This window comes from Maritimibacter sp. 55A14 (assembly GCF_003122205.1).
In the GTDB taxonomy this organism is placed as follows: Bacteria; Pseudomonadota; Alphaproteobacteria; order Rhodobacterales; family Rhodobacteraceae; genus QEYE01.
On the sequence record NZ_QEYE01000012.1, the window covers coordinates 78,063 to 97,239 of the forward strand.

Sequence of the window (19,177 nt, forward strand, 5' to 3'; positions counted from 1 at the left end):
GGCCCTCCGCTGGTTATCAGGCCGCGTCGGCGGCCATTTTCTCGGCCTTGGCCACCACGTCGTCGATATCGCCGACCATGTAGAAGGCGCCTTCGGGCAGGTGGTCGTACTCGCCTGCGACCACGGCCTTGAACGAGGCGATTGTCTTCTCGAGCGGCACCTGGACCCCGTCGGAGCCTGTGAAGACCTTGGCCACGTCGAAGGGCTGCGACAGGAAGCGCTGGATCTTGCGGGCGCGCGACACGGTCAGCTTGTCCTCTTCGCTCAACTCGTCCATGCCGAGGATGGCGATGATGTCCTGCAACGACTTGTAGCGCTGCAGCACGCCCTGCACGTCGCGGGCCACCTGATAATGCTCTTCGCCCACGACCGCCGGGTCCATCAGGCGCGAGGTGCTGTCCAGCGGGTCCACCGCAGGATAGATGCCAAGCTCTGAGATGGCGCGCGACAGAACGGTTGTCGCGTCGAGGTGCGCAAACGAGGTCGCGGGCGCCGGGTCGGTCAGGTCGTCCGCGGGCACGTAGATGGCCTGCACCGAGGTGATCGAGCCCGCCTTGGTCGAGGTGATGCGTTCCTGCAGCGCCCCCATGTCGGTCGCGAGTGTCGGCTGGTAGCCCACCGCCGAGGGGATGCGGCCCAGAAGCGCCGACACCTCGGAGCCCGCCTGGGTGAAGCGGAAGATGTTGTCCACGAAGAAGAGCACGTCCGTCCCCGACTGGTCGCGGAACTGCTCGGCAAGCGTCAGGCCTGAAAGCGCGACGCGGGCGCGCGCTCCCGGAGGCTCGTTCATCTGGCCGTAGCAGAGCGCCACCTGGCTCTTGGTCAGATCGTCGGGGTTGATGACGCCCGATTCGATCATCTCGTGATAGAGGTCGTTGCCCTCGCGGGTCCGCTCGCCCACACCGGCGAAGACCGAGTAGCCCGAGTGCACCTTGGCGATGTTGTTGATCAGTTCCATGATGAGAACCGTCTTGCCCACGCCGGCGCCCCCGAACAGGCCGATCTTGCCGCCCTTGGCGTAGGGGGCGAGCAGGTCAACGACCTTGATGCCGGTCACCAGGATTTCGGATTCGGTGGACTGCGACTCGAAGTCCGGGGCCGGCTGGTGGATCGGACGGCGTTCATCGGTCTCGACCGGGCCCTTCTCGTCCACCGGCTCGCCCACGACGTTGAGGATGCGGCCCAGCGTGGCGTCGCCCACCGGCATGGTGATCGGTCCCTTGGTGTCGGTCACGTCCTGGCCGCGCACCAGACCCTCGGTGGCATCCATCGCGATGGTGCGCACCGTCGACTCGCCGAGGTGCTGGGCGACCTCGAGGACCAGACGCTTGCCGTGGTTGTCGGTTTCCAGCGCGTTCAGGATCGCGGGCAGATCGCCCTCGAACTGCACGTCCACGACGGCGCCGATCACCTGGGTGACCTTGCCGGTTGCTTTCGCTTTTGCCATGTCGTTTCTCCGGTTCCTCTAGAGCGCCTCGGCGCCCGAAATAATCTCGATAAGCTCGTTGGTGATGACCGCCTGACGCGTCCGGTTGTACTGGATCGTCAGCTTTTCGATCATCTCGCCGGCGTTGCGCGTGGCGTTGTCCATCGCGCTCATCCGGGCCCCTTGTTCGGAGGCGGCATTCTCCAGCAAGGCCGCGAAAATCTGCGTCGTCACGCCCTTGGGCAGCAGCTCGCGAAGGATCTCGCCCTCGTCGGGCTCGTAGTCGTAGAGCGTCGTGTCGGCGTTTTCCTCGTCGATAACGGCGGGGATGATCTGCTGTTCGGTCGGGATCTGGCTGATCACCGACTCGAACGTGTTGTAGAAGATCGTCGCCACGTCGAACTCGCCCGCGTCGAAACGCGCCAGCACGTCCCGGGCGATGTCCTGCGCATTGGCGTAGCCCAGGCGCTTGACCTCGCTCAGGTCCACATGGCCGACGAAAAGATCGCCATGCTCCCGCTTGAGCTGCTCGCGCCCCTTCTTGCCGACGGTCAGGATCTTGACCGTCTTGCCCTGGCCGCGCAGCTTCTCGATCCGGGCGCGCGCCAGACGCACGATGGAGGAGTTGAAGCCGCCGCAAAGCCCGCGCTCGGCGGTCATCACGATCAGCAGTTGCGTCTGGTCGGAGCCGGTGCCGGCCAGCAGTTTCGGACCGGCATCGGCGCCTGCGAAGGCACTGGCCAGGCCGCTCATCACGCCGTTCATGCGTTCCGCATAGGGCCGCGCGGCCTCGGCCGCATCCTGGGCGCGGCGGAGCTTGGCCGCCGCGACCATCTGCATGGCCTTGGTGATCTTGCGGGTCGACCTCACGCTGTCGATCCGCGTCTTCAGATCCTTAAGGTTTGGCATTCATCCAATCCTTCCTGAGGTCGGGGTCAAGCGAAGTCTTTCGCGTATGCGTCCAGCGCGGCTTTGATCTTCTCTTCCAGATCCCCGGCGACCTTGCGGTCGTTATTGGTGATATCCTCCAGAAGGTCCTGGTTGTTGGAGCGCAGGTGCTTGAGGAGCCCCTGCTCGAAACGCACCACGTCCCTGACCGCGACGCTGTCCAGATAGCCATGCGTACCGGCGTAGATGACGCAGACGATCTCGGCATTGGTCAGCGGCGAGTATTGCGGCTGCTTCATCAGCTCGGTCAGGCGCGCACCGCGGTTCAGCAGCTTCTGCGTCGCCGCGTCGAGGTCGGAGCCGAACTGCGCGAAGGCCGCCATTTCGCGATATTGCGCAAGCTCCAGCTTGACCGGGCCGGCCACCGATTTCATCGCCGCCGTCTGAGCCGAGGAGCCGACGCGGCTGACGCTGAGGCCGGTGTTCACGGCCGGGCGAATGCCCTGGTAGAAGAGTTCGGTTTCCAGGAAGATCTGCCCGTCGGTGATCGAAATCACGTTGGTCGGGATGAAGGCCGACACGTCGCCGCCCTGGGTTTCGATGATCGGCAGCGCGGTCAGCGAGCCGGCGCCGTTATCCTCGTTGAGCTTGGCCGAACGCTCCAGCAGGCGGGAGTGCAGGTAGAACACGTCGCCCGGATAGGCTTCGCGGCCCGGCGGGCGGCGCAGCAGCAGCGACATCTGGCGATAGGAGACGGCCTGCTTGGACAGGTCGTCATAGATGATCAGCGCGTGCCGGCCGTTGTCGCGGAAATGTTCGGCCATCGAGGTCGCCGCATAGGGCGCCAGGAACTGCATCGGCGCGGGGTCCGACGCGGTCGCGGCCACGATGATCGAATACTCGATGGCACCGCTTTCCTCGAGCTTCTTCACAAGCTGCGCCACGGTGGAGCGCTTCTGGCCGACGGCGACGTACACGCAGTAGAGCTTCTTGCTCTCGTCGTCGCCTGCGGCGTCGTTATAGGACTTCTGGTTCAGCACCGTGTCGAGTGCCACGGCGGTCTTGCCGGTCTGGCGGTCGCCGATGATCAGCTCGCGCTGGCCGCGGCCGATCGGGATCATCGCGTCCACCGATTTCAGACCGGTGGCCATCGGCTCATGCACCGATTTGCGCGGGATGATGCCCGGCGCCTTCACGTCCGCGACCGACCGGTTCTTGGTCTTGATCGGCCCCTTGCCGTCGATCGGGTTGCCCAGACCGTCCACGACGCGGCCGAGCAGTTCGTCCCCCACCGGCACGTCCACGATGGCCTTGGTGCGCTTGACGGTATCGCCTTCCTTGATGTCGCGGTCGGAGCCGAAGATCACGATACCGACATTGTCGGTCTCGAGGTTCAGCGCCATGCCCCGGATACCGCCGGGAAACTCGACCATTTCACCGGCCTGCACGTTGTCGAGGCCGTGGACACGGGCAATACCATCGCCGACCGACAGCACCCGGCCGACCTCGGCCACTTCGACGTCCTGACCAAAATTCTTGATCTGATCCTTGAGGATCGCCGAAATTTCAGCAGCTTGGATACCCATTTATCCGACCTCTTTCATTGCGTTCTGCAGTTTGGACAGCTTCGAGGAGATCGAGCTGTCGATCATTTTCGAGCCCACTTGGACGATAAGACCGCCGATGAGGCTTTCATCGACGGTCGCATTGATCTTCACATCCTTGCCGACCCGGCTCTTGAGCGTCTTGGCAAGTTTCTCGGACTGCGCCTTGGTCAGCGGTTTGGCGGAGCGGACCTCCGCCGTGACCTCGCCCTTGTGGGCGGCGATCGCGGCACGCACCTGCGAGACGAGCTGCGGCAGCACGAAGAGGCGGCCTTTCTCGGCCATCAGGGCCAGGGTGTTGGCGGTCAGCGGGCCGATCTCCATCTTGCCGGCCAGCGCCTTGATCGCGGATGCCTTGTCGTCCCGCGTGTAGGCGGGGGAAGCGATCATGTCCCGCAGGTCGGCGCTGCTGTCCATCGCTTCGGCGATGGCGGCGATGTCGGATTCGAGCGCGGGCAGTTTCTTGTCTTCCAGAGCCAGCTCAAACAGCGCCGTCGCATATCTGGAGGCGATACCGGTTGAAATCGAAGCAGATTCGGACACAGCCACCCTTCCAATTGAGGTACCCTGGGCAGGGCACGGATAATCATGCAGCAAAACAGGGCGCAGAGCCGCCGCGCCCCGAAGTCCCGCGGGGTCTAGCAAAGGTAATTTAACCTCGCAACTGCTTAGAGCGGCCCTAGCGGAACAAAAGAGTCGCACATGTTGTGCTTTTGTGGACGCTGCCGGACGCGGACGCCGCGTGGCGCCATCCGAAACGGCTGGATTCCAAGGGTTTTCCGGGACCTTCGCGGCGGACCGAACGCGCTTGCAGCATACTGTCGCATATCATTGCGTGTTGCGCCGGGCCGGTTCGGGCTTGGGCCGGGTGATCCCCTCCAGCACGCCGAGCGGGCCGCGCGCCTTTTTCCGCCGGCCATAGGCGCGCGGCGCATAGACCTGCTTGCTGGCCTCCACGAGCAGGACACCACCGGCCAGATAGGCCGGCAGCCGCCGGCCCAGACCTTCGAGCATCGGCGCGGTCCTCAGCCAGAAGGGTGTGCCCGAGGGCGGAGAGTAGAGCGCGGCGCGGTGGCGCTCGGGCTCGAAGCGGTGCTTGATGAGCTGGGTTTCGAGCTGACCCAGACTGTAGGGCCGCCCGAAACCGAAGGGCGTGCGGTCCCGCCGCGACCAGAGCCCGGCGCGGTTGGGCACGATGAAGACGGCGCGGCCGCCGGGGCCCAGCACGCGCCATGCCTCCTCGAGCAGTTCCGACGGCGTCTCCGAGGTCTCCAGCCCGTGCAGCATAACCAGCTTGTCGGCCATGCCGGTGGTCAGCGGCCAGCGGTGATCCTCGCACAGGACCGAGGTATTCGGCAGCCCTTCCGGCCATGCCATCACCCCCTGCTGTCCGGGCATCAGCCCGATCACCCGGCGGGCCTCCGTCAGGTAGGTACGCAGCAGCGGCGCTGCGAAACCGAAGCCCACGACCGACTGGCCCTGCGCCTCGGGCCAGAGTTCCAGCAGCTTGGCGCGGATCGCGCGCTGCGCGGTCCGTCCCAGCCGGGTCCGGTAATAGAAGGACTTGAGGTTCAGCACGTCCAGATGCATTGCAACGCCCCGCCCGTTGGGGAAGACTGGTCCCAAACCTAACCGCGGAAAAGGGAAATCTCCATGCCCATGACACTCGTGACCGTTCCCTGCCTCTCGGACAACTATGCCTATCTGCTGCATGACGGTGCCAGCGGCGAGACCGCGCTGGTGGACGCGCCCGAGGCCGTGCCGATCCGCGCCGCACTGGCGGAACGGGGCTGGACGCTGAACACGATACTGATCACGCACCACCACATGGACCATGTCGGAGCCGTGGAGGAACTGCGCTCCGAGACCGGCGCCGCCGTGCTCGGTGCCCGCGCCGATGCGCACCGCCTGCCCCCGCTGGACCGTGCGCTGGAAGAGGGCGACACGGTTGGGCTGGGCGGCGAATCCGGCCGGGTGATGGATGTCTCGGGCCACACGGTCGGCCATATCGCGTTCCACTTCCCCGAAAGCGGCTATGTCTTCACCGCCGACAGCCTGATGGCGCTGGGCTGCGGGCGGCTCTTCGAGGGCGACGCACCAATGATGTGGGCCAGCCTGTCGAAGCTGGCCGCGCTGCCGCGCGACACGATTGTCTGTTCGGGCCATGAATACACCGCCGCCAACGCAAAATTCGCGCTAACCATTGATCCCGACAATCCGGCGCTTAAATCTCGTGCAGCGGCGGTCGCCGCGGCCCGCGCGAAGGGGCAGCCGACGGTTCCCTCGAAGCTGTCCGAGGAATTGGAGACGAACCCGTTTCTGCGGGCCGCCGATGCCGGGATTCGCGCCCGGCTGGGCATGGAAAATGCCGACGATGCCGAAGTTTTAGCCGAGATTCGGCGTCGAAAAGACGAATTCTGACCCTAAACTATCCTTCCTGAACGGTCCGCATCTGGTGTACTGTGAGGTAAAGTGAAGGGAGATCACTTGAAGCCACCCGGATAAAACCGATCTTTAAACGAGAGGTGGCAAGGTAGGGCGCGACAGCCAAAGGCGTCGCGGTCGTGCAAAGCAGGAAAGGAGCGCTAGGGGTGCCCTCGTTCTCGAACACACTTGAAAAGGCGATCCATGCGGCTTTGGCCCAGGCCAATGCCCGTCGCCACGAACTCGCGACGCTGGAGCATCTGCTCCTGTCGCTGCTCGACGAACCCGATGCTGCGAAGGTCATGAAGGCCTGCGGCGTCGATATCGAGGATTTACGCCAGACCCTCATGACATTCATCGACGAGGATCTTTCGACACTGGTGACCGATATCGACGGCTCCGAGGCGGTGCCAACCGCGGCCTTCCAGCGCGTCATCCAGCGCGCCGCGATCCATGTGCAAAGCTCCGGGCGGACGGAAGTGACCGGCGCCAACGTGCTGGTCGCCATCTTCGCGGAGCGGGAGTCGAACGCCGCCTATTTCCTTCAGGAACAGGAGATGACGCGCTACGACGCGGTGAATTTCATCGCCCACGGCGTCGCCAAGGATCCCACCCAGGGCGAGCAGCGCTCGGTCACCGGCGCCGCCGATTTCGAGGAGGAACCGCAGGCCGCCGAAGTCGAGACAGAGGCCGACGACAAAGAATCCGCGCTGGGGAAATACTGCGTCGATCTGAACGCCAAGTCGCGCAAGGGCGACGTGGACCCGCTGATCGGCCGCGAGAACGAAGTGGAACGCTGCATCCAGGTGCTTTGCCGACGCCGCAAGAACAACCCGCTGCTGGTGGGCGATCCCGGCGTGGGCAAGACCGCCATCGCCGAGGGCCTGGCCTACAAGATCGTCCAGGGCGAAACGCCGGAGGTTCTGTCGGGCTCGACGATCTATTCGCTCGACATGGGCGCGCTGCTGGCGGGCACCCGCTATCGCGGCGATTTCGAGGAACGGCTCAAAGCCGTCGTCAGCGAGTTGGAGGATCACCCGGACGCGATCCTCTTCATCGACGAGATCCACACGGTAATCGGCGCGGGCGCGACCTCGGGCGGGGCGATGGACGCCTCCAACCTGCTGAAACCCGCGCTCCAGGGCGGCAAGCTGCGCTGCATGGGCTCCACCACTTACAAGGAGTTCCGCCAGCATTTCGAAAAGGACCGCGCATTGAGCCGCCGGTTCCAGAAGATCGACGTGAACGAGCCGTCGGTGGACGACTCGGTGAAGATCCTCAAGGGGCTTAAGCCCTATTTCGAGCGGCATCACGACATCCGTTACACCGCGGAGGCGCTGAAAACCGCGGTGGAACTGTCGGCGCGCTACATCCATGATCGCAAGCTGCCCGACAAGGCCATCGACGTGATCGACGAGGCCGGCGCGGCGCAGCACCTGCTCGTCGGCGCCAAGCGGCGCAAGACCATCGGCCCGAAGGAGATCGAGGCCGTGGTCGCCAAGATCGCGCGCATCCCACCCAAGAACGTCTCCAAGGACGATGCCGAGGTGCTGCGCGACCTGGAGCGCAACCTCAAACGCGTGGTCTTCGGCCAGGACAATGCGATCGAGGCGCTGTCCTCGGCCATCAAGCTCAGCCGCGCGGGCCTGCGCGAACCCGAGAAGCCGATCGGCAACTACCTCTTCGCCGGGCCCACAGGCGTCGGCAAGACGGAGGTGGCCAAGCAGCTTTCGGACACGCTGGGCGTGGAGATGCTGCGCTTCGACATGTCCGAATACATGGAGAAGCACGCCGTCTCGCGCCTGATCGGCGCGCCGCCGGGCTATGTCGGCTTCGACCAGGGCGGGCTGCTGACCGACGGGGTCGACCAGCACCCGCATTGCGTCCTGCTGCTCGACGAGATCGAGAAGGCGCATCCGGATGTCTACAACATCCTGTTGCAGGTGATGGACCACGGCAAGCTGACCGACCATAACGGCCGCACGGTGGATTTCCGCAACGTGATCCTGATCATGACCACCAACGCGGGCGCCATGGAACTGGCGAAATCCGCGATAGGCTTCGGCCGCGACCGGCGCGAGGGCGAGGACAAGGAAGCGATCGAGCGCACCTTCACGCCGGAATTCCGCAACCGGCTGGACGCGGTGATCAGCTTCGCGCCGCTGTCCAAGGCGGTCATCCTCCAGGTGGTGGAGAAATTCGTGCTGCAACTCGAAGCGCAGCTTCTCGACCGCAATGTGTCCTTTGAACTGACCAAGCCGGCGGCGGAATGGCTGGCCGACAAGGGCTATGACGACCGGATGGGCGCGCGGCCGCTGGCCCGTGTGATCCAGGAGGAGATCAAGAAACCGCTGGCCGAGGAACTGCTCTTCGGCAAGCTCGCCAAGGGCGGGCTGGTGCGGATCGGCGTCAAGGACGGCAAGCTGGATCTGAAGATCCAGTCGCCGGACAACCCGCGCATCTCGGGCGACCGCCCGCCGCTGCTGACCGCCGACTGATCCGAGCGGGGCGCGTTCCGTCTCCGCCAGAGCGACCAAAGACCCTGCGCGCTGCCCAGCGGCGCGCAGGATTTTTTTGCGCTGCCCGTCCCCGCGAGAACCCGCGCCTATTGTTCGGTCAGTTTCAGCTCGATCCGACGGTTCTGCGCCCGCGCCTGCGGCGTGTCCCCGGTGTTCACCGGCTGGAACTCCCCGAAGCCGGTGGCGGCCAGCCGCTCGGGTGGGATGCCCAGCGCGTCCTGCATGTAGCGCACCACCGACAGTGCCCGCGCCTGGCTGAGCTCCCAGTTGTCGGCATAGCGCGCGCCCGGCGCGATGGGCTGGCTGTCGGTATGGCCATCGACCCGGATGATCCAGTCAAGCTCCGCCGGGATCTGATCGGCCACATCGCGGATCACGCCCGCCACCTTGGCGATCTCCGCTCGGCCATCCGGGGATAGCTCCGCCGAACCGAGATCGAACAGTACCTCGGAGGAGAAGACGAACCGGTCGCCCACGATCCGGACCCCCTCGCGCTCGCCCAGCAGGTCGCGCAACTGCCCGAAGAAATCCGAGCGGTAGCGTTCGAGCTGCTTGTTCTCCGCCTCCAGCCGCTTGCGTTCGGCCTCTTCCAACTCGGCGCGGCGGCGCTGCTCGGACGCCACGCGGGCCAGCGCGGAGTTGAGCTGCGAGCCCAGCGCCTCGATGCGGACCTCCTGTTCGATATCCTTGGCCTCGGCGGCGTCCAGCAGCGATTGCAGGCTGGCGACCTGCCGGCGCAGCGCCGCCGTCTGCTCGTTGAGCACGGCCATGCGGCGCAAGCTTTCCGCCGACGCGGCCTCCTGTTCCCGCAGCTTCCGGTTGGCCTCGGCCAGAAGCGCCGCGCGTTCCTCGGCCTTGCTCAATGCCTCCGACGCCTTGCCCTCGGCGGCGCGGCGCGCGGCGATCAGGGCGGCAACCTGACGCTCCAGCTCGGCCCGGCTGTCCTCCGTCTCCTCAAGCCGTTCCGAAAGCTCGGCGCGCGTCTCGTCAACCGCGCGGGCCTCGGCCAGCTTCTGTTCCAACGCGTCGCGGTCCAGCTCGATCTGGGCGAGCTTGAGGCCAAGTTCCTCTTCTGCTTCGCGCGCCGCAGCCAGAAGCGTCAGCGTTTCTTCCGCCCGGCGGCGCTGCTCCTCCAGCGCCAGGGTCATCGCGGTCAGCTCATCGCGGGAATTGGCGAGCTTGCGGCGCAATTCCTCCGCCGCGGCGGCCTCGGCCAGGCGCTTCTTCTCCTCCCCGGTGAGCGCCGCCTGCGTGTCCTGGAGCCGCTCGCGCAGCGCCTCGGCGGCGGCGGCTTCGGCCAGCCGCGCCTGCTCGGCCTCCGAGAGTTCCGCCTGCAACTCTTCGGTCCGCGCGCCAGCGGCCTCGGCGCGGGCCTGCGCGGCCTCGGCGTTGCCCTCGGCCTCCTCAAGCGCCGCCAGAGTCTGTGCCAGCGTGGCGTCCTTTTGCGCGGCATCCGTCCGCAGCCGATCCACCAGCGCCTGCATCGCGTCGGCCTGCGCGGCGGCCAGGCGGGCCGCTTCGGCCTGCGCGTCGACCTCGTCGCGCGCCCGCGCCAGCGCCAGTTCCAGCTTCTCCTGCGCCGACATCGCGCGCGCGGCTTCGGCCTCGGCCTCCGAAACCGCGCCTTCCAGACGGGCGATCTCGGCCTCATTGGCGCTTTGCGTTTCCTCCAGCGACCGCTGCTCGGCCAGAAGCGAGGCGACCTGTTCCTCGAAGCTGGCGACCTGACCGCGATAGCCCTGGATTTCCTCGGCCTGCGCCTCGATCTGCTGGCGGGCGGAGATTGCCTCGCTGCGCAGCGTTTCGATCAGGCTGGCCTGCGCGGTGGTCGTGGCGCGCTCGCTCGCCAGGGCCTTGTCGAGAGAGCCGACCTCCTCCTCCAATTCGAAACTGCGCTGCTGCGCCATGCCCAGCGCCGCCGCCAGGCTGGCCACCTCCTCGCCCAGCGCGTCCAGTTCGGTGTCCTGATTGGTGATCGTTTCGCTGAGCACGAACTGCACGATCATGAAGATCGTCAGCACGAACATCAGCACCAGCAGAAGCGCGGTCATCGCATCCACGAAGCCGGGCCAGATATTTGCGCTGAAGCGCTGGCCTGACCGGCGGGAAAGCGCCATGGCTCAGCTCCTCTGCCGTCCGGCGTCGAGACCCTCGCGTTCGGCGCTGTCGCGATTGGCCCGGCGCAACGCCTTGGTAAGGGCCGCCAGATCGCCGCGCAGCTCGGCCATGCTTTCCTGCCGCCCGGCCGACATTTCTTCAAGGATGCGCAAGAGCTGCACGTCGATCGAGCGCAGGCGCATCCGCGATTCCGCGTCCACTTGCCCGTCGCCCTGCCCGCCATCGAGCGCCGCGGCGATCTTTTCCTGACCCTCCGCGATACGGGTGAGCGCCGCGCCGGTGCCGGACTCGCCCGATTTGCCGATCTGTTCGACCATCCGCTCCACCGCGTCCGTCAGCTGGCCGATCCGCGCGTCGGTTTCGGCACGGCTGCCGTCGGCGCGCTCGAAGAGCGTCTGCAGGCTGTCCATCTGAACCGCCATATGATCGAGCACGCCGGCCAGCGCGCCCTGATCGAACCCCGCCTCGCCATCGCCGCCGGCCAGCCCCAGCCGGGTGATGGTGGAGACCCATTCCTCCAACTCGCGGTAGAAGCGGTTCTGGCCGTGGCCCGCGAACAATTCCAGAAGGCCGACGACGAGCGACCCCGCCAGGCCCAGAAGCGACGAGGCGAAGGCCGTGCCCATGCCGCCGAGTTGTACCTCCAGCCCCGACATGAGCCGGCCGAAGACTGCGACGCCGCTCTCGCCGTCATGCAGGTTAAGCGACTGGATCGTGTCCACCACCGCCGGCACTGTCGTCGCCAGCCCGTAGAATGTGCCCAGAAGACCCAGGAAAATCAGCAGGTTGACGATATACCGCGTGATGTCGCGCGCCTCGTCGAGCCGGGTCGCCACCGAATCCAGCAGCGATTGCGCCGAGCTGGAGCTGATCTGCATCCGCGCCCCGCGCGAGCGCAGCAAGGCGGCGAGCGGTGCCAGCAGGCGGGGCGCGTGCGTGAACTCGCTGCCCGGCCGGTCCATCGCGAAACTCTCGATCCAGCTCACGCAGGATGTCAGTTGCAGCACCTGCCAGAAACAGGCCAGCACGCCGACCACGAAGACCCCGGCGATCACCCCGTTGAGCCACGGATTGGCCAGGAAAACGGGCGCGACGCGGGGATAGGCGATATAGGCCCCCGCGGCGACGAGGCCCAGGACGATCAGCATCAGCATGATCTGACGGACGGGCTGCGTGAAATGCGCCCTGGCGCCGCTCTGGGGGCCCGGCGCCATTCTTCTGGTTCCTGATGCGGTCGATCCTGTCATCGGCCATACCTTACGTCGTGTCTGTCTACCTGCCAACACGCAACTTCTTGAGGTACGCCACAACCAACGGCCATCCTCTAGCCCGCCGCACCCGCCTGCGTCAACGCGCGCACGCGGGTCGCGAGCCAACTCAGTTCGGCGTCCTCGATGCCAAGCTCGCGCAGGTGATCCGCCGTATTGTAGAGATATTCGGTGTTCGGGCCACGGCCACCCACCGCCCGCGCGATGATGCGTGCCTGCTCTTCGAGATCGAGCGCACCGCAATACTGATCGTGGTCCGGGTCGATCACATAGGCCACGGCCTCCACCCGGCGGCCGTCGCGCAGGTCGAGCGGGCGCACCACCTCCAGATAGGCCGCGGAAATCAGCTCGCGTTCTCGCAGATAATCCAACGTGGCGTCGTGCCGCTCGGGCCCGATCGAGAGCGCGATGCCGTCGCAGGCGGCGCCCTCGGCCGCGTCAAGCGCCAGCACAAGGCCAGGATCTTCCACCGTGCCGCGATGATGGATCGAGCGCATGCAGAAACTCCGGTGATAACCCGACAGCCTGGCGATCTGGCGCTCGGCATAGTCGAAGCCCGGATTCCACATCAGTGATCCGTATCCGAACACCCAGAGCGTTTCATCCGCCATGCGACTGGTCCTCCTGTCCTGCGCCCTATAAACACGACCCGGTGACAGGCTGCAAACGGGGAATCCCAGGATGCGATTTCTGATCGGTCTCGTGCTGGTGCTGACGGCGGGCTGGTGCGGCTACTGGTTCGTGGGTGCGGCGGCCAAGGAACGGGTGCTCTCCCGATGGTTCGAAGACCGCCGCGCCGAGGGCTGGGTGGCGGAACATGACAGGATCGTGGTGCGCGGCTTTCCCAACCGCTTCGACACGACGCTGACCGGCCTGATGCTGGCCGACCCGGAAACCGGCCTGGCCTGGCGCGCGCCCTTCTTCCAGATCCTCGCGCTCAGCTACCGGCCCAACCACATCATAGCGATCTGGCCCGACAGCCAGACCCTCGCCTCGCCGCAGGAGCGCCTGACGCTGGAGGCCACGCAAATGCGCGCCTCGGTCCGGTTCGAGCCCGGCACCGCGCTCACGCTCGACCGGGTGACGATGGAACTCGACGCGCTCGACGTGACCGGCGAGAACGGCTGGCAGAGCGGCGTGGGCTCGGCGATCTTCGCCACCCGCCAGAACGCGGCGCGCGCGGATTTCCACGACATCGCCATCAACGCCAAGGCGGTCCGGCCCAGCGATGCGCTGCGCCGCCGGTTGGATCCGACCGGATACCTGCCCGAAACGGTGGAGGTGATGTCCGCCGACCTGACGCTGGGCTTCGATTCGCCCTGGGACCGCCGCGCGATCGAAGAGGCGCGCCCGCAGATCACCCGGCTGGAACTCAACGACCTGAACGCCGTCTGGGGGCGGCTGGAACTGCGTGCGGCCGGTGAGCTTGACGTGGACCAAGCCGGCATTCCCGAGGGCACGATCACGGTCAAGGCGAAGAACTGGCGCGAGATGCTGCAGATGGCCGTGGATGGCGGCGTGCTTCCCGAAGGCCTGGCCGACACGATGGAGCGTGGCCTTGCGGTGATGTCCAACATGTCGGGAAATCCCCGGACGCTCGACGCGCCGATCAGCTTCTCCGGCGGCACCGTGAAATTCGGCCCGATCCCGCTGGGCCCCGCACCGCGGCTGCGCATCCGCTGATCGGGGGTCTAGCGGCAATAGGGCCCGCTGCGGTGACGGGCCACGTCGAGATGGAAATGATCCTGGTGATGACGGTCCGAATTGGGGCCGAGCACCGTGCCGAACGGGCCACACGCGGCGCGGTGGGCGCGTCTGAGCACATTCGATTCGCGCCGGTTGTGCCATCCGGTCAGGACCGTGATCTCGTATCCGTCGCGCAGGCCAACGCCGGAGATGTCGATGGCGTTGCCCCTGGCGTGTTCCGAGAGTTTCGCGCCCGGCCGGCTATTGCGCGTCCGGCAGGCGTAATGCGCCGCCACGCGCAGCCGCGCCACGCCGCCGCCCCGGTTGCCGACCGCGGGCTTCAGTCCCTTGCCGACCCAGTCGCGCAGGGCGCGCGCGGCCTCGCAATTCATCGTTGCGGGCTGCGACAGGTTGACCCCGTCCACCGACGTGACGCGGACCGGGTTGCGGATGCCGCAGCCCCGCAGGCGGCCCACGATGGGCGAGAGCGTTCTGCCGCGAATGCGGTGGTCGCCGCAAATCCGCCGGTCGGGCCCGGAGCGCCCCTGCACCGGCGCGGGCACCCGGAGCGCGGCCTGCCTGCGTTCGGGCAGCCCGTGCGGGCGCCAGAGCGGGCGGCGCGAGCGGACCACCGCCAGCGGGCTGACCGCCGCGGCGGTCGAGGCGAAGACCGTGGGGGCGGGTGCGGCTTCAAACGCGGAAACCTCTCCCGGACGCGGGCGCGGCCGCGTACCGGTGTGGTAGAAGACCGGCACCAGCACCATGCGCGGAGTGAACCCGGTCTCGACCACGCGGGCGGCGGGACGGGATTCGGGGCGCGGCGAGTGATCCGGCGCGGCGGCTCCGGCCGGCCCGGCCGCCAGCGCCAGCAGTAGCAACGCAATATTGCCCGCCCCGCGCATCGTGCCTAGCCCCTTGGCCTGTGCGCGCGGCCAAAATCGGGGGCGTCGGTGTCCTGACCGGCCTCGATGATGCCGCGGCGGATCGCGCGGGTGCGGGTGAAATAGTCGTGCAGCAGGTCGCCGTCGCCGGTGCGGATCGCGCGTTGCAGCGCGAAAAGCTCCTCCGTGAAGCGGCCCAGGATCTCCAGCGTGGCGTCGCGGTTGTTGAGGAACACGTCGCGCCACATGGTCGGGTCGGAGGCCGCGATCCGCGTGAAGTCGCGGAAACCGGCCGCGGAATACTTGATCACCTCGCTGTCGGTGACGCGCCGCAGGTCGTCGGCCACGCCCACCATCGTATAGGCGATGAGATGCGGCGCATGGCTCGTGACCGCCAGCACCAGGTCATGGTGGTCGGCCCCCATCACATCGACCTCGGCACCCAGCGCATGCCAGAATGCCATGTAGCGTTCCAGCGCGTGCCCGTCAGAGTCGGTCACGGGTGTCATCAGGCACCAGCGCCCGTCGAAAAGCTCGGCAAAGCCGGAGCGCGGCCCGGAATTCTCGGTGCCCGCGATCGGGTGGGCGGGGATGAAATGCACCCCCTCCGGCAGGTGTGGCCCGACAGCCGAGATCACTGCGCGTTTCACCGACCCGACATCGGAAAGGGTGGCGCCGGCGGCCAGATGCGGGCCGATTTCGGCGGCGACATCGCCCATCGCACCGACCGGCACACAGAGGATCACCAGATCGGCCCCGGCGACGGCTTCGGCGGCGGTCTCGTGCACGCTGTCGCAAAATCCGATTTCGGCCGCCACGGCGCGCGTTTCAGCGGAGCGCGCGTGCCCCGCAATATGTGACGTCATCCCGGCGCGGCGCATGGCATGCGCGATGGAGGAGGCAATGAGCCCCAGGCCGATCAACGCGACGCGGGCATAAGGCGGGGTCATTCGGCGGTCTCCATGAATTCTGCCATCGCCGCGGCGACGCGGCGACAGGCGCTTTCGTCGCCCACTGTGATGCGCAGCGCCGCCGGCAAGCCGTAGGCCGCCACCTTGCGCACGATCAGCCCGCGGGATTTCAGATGCGCGTCGCAGGCCTCGGCCCGCGCGGGATTGCGCAGCCGGGCGAGGATGAAATTCGCGTGGCTCGGGTCCGAAGGTACGCCGATGCGGGCCAGTTCCGCCGCCAGCCAGGCCCGCCACTTGGCATTCTCGGCCCGGCAATGCGCGGTATAGTCCCGGTCGCGCACCGCGGCGGTGGCCGCCGCGAGCGCCGGGGTAGAGAGGTTGAAGGGGCCGCGGACGCGGTTGAGCACGTCGATCACGGCGCGCGGGCCATAGCCCCAGCCCACCCGCAGCGCGCCCAGCCCGTAGATCTTGGAGAAGGTGCGCGTCATCACGACATTCTCGCGGGTTTCCACCAGTTCCGCGCCCGCGTCGTAGTCAGCCACGTATTCCGCATAGGCCCCGTCGAGCACCAGGAGCGCCTGCGGCGGCAGCCCGTCGGCCAGCCGGGCCAGCGCGTTGCCGCCGATCATCGTGCCGGTGGGGTTGTTGGGATTGGCGATGAAGACCAGCCGTGTGCGTTCCGTGCAGGCCGCCAGGATCGCGTCTACATGGGTGGTGCGGTTCGTCTCGGCCACCTCGACGGGCGTGGCGCCGGCGGCCAGCGCGGAGATGCGGTACATCGCGAAGCCGTGCTCGGTGTGGATCACCTCGTCGCCGGGACCGGCATAGGCCTGGCAGAGGAAGGCGATCACCTCGTCGGAGCCGGCGCCGCAGATGATCCGGCCGGCGTCGAGCGCGTGGGTCTCGGCGATGGCCGCGCGCAATTCGGCATGGTCGGAGGACGGGTAGCGCGCCAGGCTCGCCGCCGAGGCGCGGAACGCCTCCAGCGCGGCGGGGCCGGGCCCCAGCGGGTTCTCGTTCGACGAGAGCTTCACCACGTCCTCGACACCTTCGATATGGGCGCTGCCGCCCTCGTAAAGGGCGATGTCCATGATGCCGGGCTGTGGCGTGATCTGGGCGGTCATAGCGAAGATTTCCTGCGGTTCCTGTGCGGTTCTAGCGCCGGGCGCCGGGCTTGGCCAGTGGGGCAAGAAGAAGGTTTCATGCCTCCGGCGGGGATATTTGGAGCAAGAAGAAGGCTCAGTAGAAGCTCTGCGGGTCGATGTCGATGGACATCCGGACATTGGCGGGCAGCCGGATCTGCGCGGCCCAGGCGGCCAGCGCGGGCTGGAGCGCCGCACCCTTGGCCGCCTTGACCAGCAGCCGGACGCGGTGGCGGCCGCGAATGCGGGCTATGGGGGCGGGCGCCGGCCCGAAGACCTGCGCGCCGATCCGGCGCAGCGGCGCATCCGCCCGCGCGAGCCGGCCCGCGAGGTCGAAGACCGCCGGCGCGTCGGGCCCCGAGAGCACGATGCCCGCCATGCGCCCGTAGGGCGGCACGCCGGCGGCCTGGCGTTCCGCAGCCTCGGCGCGCCAGAAGCCTTCCTCGTCGCCCGACAGGATCGCCCGGATCACCGGATGCTCGGGCTGGAAGCTCTGCAGGAGCGCGGCGCCGGGTTTTTCCGCCCGGCCCGCACGCCCGGCCACCTGGCGCATGAGCTGGAAGGTGCGTTCTGCGGCGCGCAGGTCGCTGCCCTGGAGCCCGAGATCGGCGTCGATCACGCCGACCAGCGTCAGGAGCGGGAAATTATGCCCCTTGGCCACGAGCTGGGTGCCGATGACGATATCCGCATCGCCCGCCGCGATTTCGCGGATTCGGGTCTTGAGCGCACGCGCCGAACCGAAGAGATCGGAGGACAGGACCGCGATGCGGGCCTCCGGAAAGAGCGTCGCGGCCTCTTCCGAGAGCCGCTCCACCCCCGGTCCGATCGGGGCGAGCCGGTCCTCCGCGCCGCAGGCGGGGCAGACCGAGGGCACCGGCTTCGTCTCGCCGCACTGGTGGCACATGAGCTGTTTGCGAAACCGGTGTTCCACCATGCGGGCATCGCACTGGTCGCAGCCGATCTGGTGGCCGCAGGCCCGGCAGATCGTCACCGGCGCGAAGCCGCGGCGGTTGAGGAAGAGCAGCGCCTGCTCGCCGGCCGCCAGCCGCGCCTCCACCGCCTTGCGCAGCGTCGGCGATATCCAGCGGTCGGAGGGCAGCGTCTCGGCCCGCATGTCGATGGCGGCAAGCTCCGGCATCACCGCGGCGCCGAAACGCTGCGGCAGGTCGAGCCGCGCGTATTTCCCCGCCTGCGCGTTGGCCCAGCTTTCCAGCGACGGCGTGGCCGAGGCCAGTACCACCTGCGCCCCGGCGATGGAGGCGCGCAGGACCGCCATGTCGCGGGCGTTGTAGAGCGCGCCGTCCTCCTGCTTGTAGGAGCTGTCATGTTCCTCGTCGACGACGATCAGCCCCAGGTCGCGGAACGGCAGGAAGAGCGCCGAGCGCGCGCCCACCACGAGCTGCGCGCCGCCCTCGCCCACCATGCGCCAGGCCCGGCGGCGTTCGGTCATGGTCACGCCGGAATGCCATTCGGCAGGGCGCGCGCCGAACCGCGCTTCCACGCGGGTCAGGAACTCCGCCGTCAGCGCGATCTCGGGCAGCAGCACCAGCGCCTGGCGACCTTGCGCCAGGCATTCGGCCACCGCTTCCAGGTAGACCTCGGTCTTGCCGGACCCGGTCACGCCCTTTAGGAGCGTCGTCGCGTAGCCGCCCGCGCTGAGCCCGGTGCGCAGTGCCGCCGCGGCCTCGGCCTGCTCGCCGGTCAGCGCCTTGCCCGCGCGCCCCGGATCGAGCCGTGGATAGGGCAGATCGCGCGGCGTGTCCTCCTCGACCACCACACCCTGCCGGGCCAGTCCCTTGACGACCGAGGCGCTGACCCCGGCCAGGCCGGACAACTCGCCCAGGGTGAAACGCTGGGTGCTGTCCTCCTCAAGCAACGCGATCACCCGCTCGCGCGCGGATGTCATGCGGTCGGGCTCGGCCCCGCCCAGCCGGTAGACGCGGCGCATCGAGGGCGGATCGCCCAGGCCCGGCGCGCGGGTGGCCAGGCGCAGCATGGCGCTGAGCGGCGTCAGCGTATAATCGGCGGCGCGGGTCAGAAAATCCTGCATCTCGGCGCGCATCGGGGCCACGTCGAGCACCCGGTGGACGGCGCGCAGCTTCGCGGTATCGAACCCGCCCTGCCCCGGCCCCCAGACCACGCCCGCCACCCGCCGCGGCCCCAGCGGCACCTCGACGAAGGCGCCGGCATGGCAGCCGCCCTCGGGCGCGGTATAGTCCAGCAGCCGGTCGAGCGGCTGGGCCGTCAGCACCGCCACGCGCGCGCCGGCAGGAAAAAAGCCCGGCCCGCTCATCGCGCCGCCACGGCAGG

The 19,177-nt window shown here is 67.6% G+C and carries 15 protein-coding genes; 3 read left to right on the top strand and 12 right to left on the bottom strand.

Features of this window, described 5'->3' with window-relative positions:
* Positions 1-16: 16 nt before the first annotated feature.
* The 5 genes from atpD to DDZ14_RS11890 form a co-directional block, all read right to left on the bottom strand.
* On the bottom strand, positions 17-1,447 hold the full coding sequence (gene atpD, locus DDZ14_RS11870; protein WP_109425199.1) for a F0F1 ATP synthase subunit beta: 1,431 nt from the start codon (positions 1,445-1,447) through the stop codon (positions 17-19).
* Between the two features lie 18 nt (positions 1,448-1,465).
* Positions 1,466-2,335: a F0F1 ATP synthase subunit gamma gene (locus DDZ14_RS11875; protein WP_109425200.1), complete on the bottom strand. Its 870-nt coding sequence runs from the start codon at positions 2,333-2,335 to the stop codon at positions 1,466-1,468.
* 26 nt (positions 2,336-2,361) lie between these two features.
* Complete coding sequence (atpA, locus tag DDZ14_RS11880) at positions 2,362-3,900, bottom strand: F0F1 ATP synthase subunit alpha (RefSeq protein WP_109425201.1); 1,539 nt, start codon at positions 3,898-3,900, stop codon at positions 2,362-2,364.
* Positions 3,901-4,461 carry a F0F1 ATP synthase subunit delta gene (locus DDZ14_RS11885; RefSeq protein ID WP_109425258.1) on the bottom strand — a complete coding sequence of 187 codons (561 nt, stop codon included), beginning with the start codon at positions 4,459-4,461 and terminating at the stop codon, positions 3,901-3,903.
* Between the two features lie 285 nt (positions 4,462-4,746).
* On the bottom strand, positions 4,747-5,508 hold the full coding sequence (locus DDZ14_RS11890) for a methyltransferase domain-containing protein (protein ID WP_109425202.1): 762 nt from the start codon (positions 5,506-5,508) through the stop codon (positions 4,747-4,749).
* A 63-nt stretch (positions 5,509-5,571) separates the two neighbouring features.
* Between DDZ14_RS11890 and gloB the strand changes: the two genes are divergently transcribed.
* Together gloB and clpA are read left to right on the top strand one after the other, a co-directional pair.
* On the top strand, positions 5,572-6,339 hold the full coding sequence (gloB, locus tag DDZ14_RS11895; RefSeq protein WP_109425203.1) for a hydroxyacylglutathione hydrolase: 768 nt from the start codon (positions 5,572-5,574) through the stop codon (positions 6,337-6,339).
* A gap of 170 nt (positions 6,340-6,509) precedes the next feature.
* The gene (gene clpA, locus DDZ14_RS11900) at positions 6,510-8,840 is read left to right on the top strand and encodes an ATP-dependent Clp protease ATP-binding subunit ClpA (RefSeq protein ID WP_109425204.1); all 2,331 of its coding nucleotides are present in this window, start codon (positions 6,510-6,512) and stop codon (positions 8,838-8,840) included.
* Positions 8,841-8,947: 107 nt separating this feature from the next.
* Here the strand turns inward: clpA and DDZ14_RS11905 are convergent, their stop codons facing one another.
* The 3 genes from DDZ14_RS11905 to DDZ14_RS11915 all read right to left on the bottom strand — a co-directional run bounded on the left by DDZ14_RS11905 (position 8,948) and on the right by DDZ14_RS11915 (position 12,858).
* Entirely contained in the window at positions 8,948-10,978 is a 2,031-nt protein-coding gene (locus tag DDZ14_RS11905; protein ID WP_109425205.1) for a peptidoglycan -binding protein, read from the bottom strand.
* A 3-nt stretch (positions 10,979-10,981) separates the two neighbouring features.
* The gene (locus DDZ14_RS11910; RefSeq protein ID WP_109425206.1) at positions 10,982-12,193 is read right to left on the bottom strand and encodes a biopolymer transporter ExbB; all 1,212 of its coding nucleotides are present in this window, start codon (positions 12,191-12,193) and stop codon (positions 10,982-10,984) included.
* Between the two features lie 110 nt (positions 12,194-12,303).
* A complete protein-coding gene (locus DDZ14_RS11915; protein WP_109425207.1) occupies positions 12,304-12,858 on the bottom strand; it encodes a gamma-glutamylcyclotransferase in 555 nt (184 codons plus the stop codon).
* Positions 12,859-12,928: 70 nt separating this feature from the next.
* Between DDZ14_RS11915 and DDZ14_RS11920 the strand changes: the two genes are divergently transcribed.
* Positions 12,929-13,930 (top strand): DUF2125 domain-containing protein, encoded by a 1,002-nt coding sequence (locus tag DDZ14_RS11920; protein ID WP_109425208.1) that lies wholly within the window; start codon positions 12,929-12,931, stop codon positions 13,928-13,930.
* 8 nt (positions 13,931-13,938) lie between these two features.
* Here DDZ14_RS11920 and DDZ14_RS11925 read toward each other — a convergent pair whose 3' ends face one another.
* The 4 genes from DDZ14_RS11925 to DDZ14_RS11940 all read right to left on the bottom strand — a co-directional run bounded on the left by DDZ14_RS11925 (position 13,939) and on the right by DDZ14_RS11940 (position 19,160).
* Positions 13,939-14,835: an extensin family protein gene (locus DDZ14_RS11925; protein WP_109425209.1), complete on the bottom strand. Its 897-nt coding sequence runs from the start codon at positions 14,833-14,835 to the stop codon at positions 13,939-13,941.
* 5 nt (positions 14,836-14,840) lie between these two features.
* Complete coding sequence (locus DDZ14_RS11930; protein ID WP_109425210.1) at positions 14,841-15,764, bottom strand: prephenate/arogenate dehydrogenase family protein; 924 nt, start codon at positions 15,762-15,764, stop codon at positions 14,841-14,843.
* Positions 15,761-16,849, bottom strand: a complete 1,089-nt coding sequence (gene hisC, locus DDZ14_RS11935) for a histidinol-phosphate transaminase (RefSeq protein WP_109425211.1) — start codon at positions 16,847-16,849, stop codon at positions 15,761-15,763. Before hisC ends, DDZ14_RS11930 begins: the two co-directional genes overlap by 4 nt.
* A 115-nt stretch (positions 16,850-16,964) precedes the next feature.
* On the bottom strand, positions 16,965-19,160 hold the full coding sequence (locus DDZ14_RS11940) for a primosomal protein N' (RefSeq protein ID WP_109425212.1): 2,196 nt from the start codon (positions 19,158-19,160) through the stop codon (positions 16,965-16,967).
* Positions 19,161-19,177 lie beyond the last annotated feature (17 nt).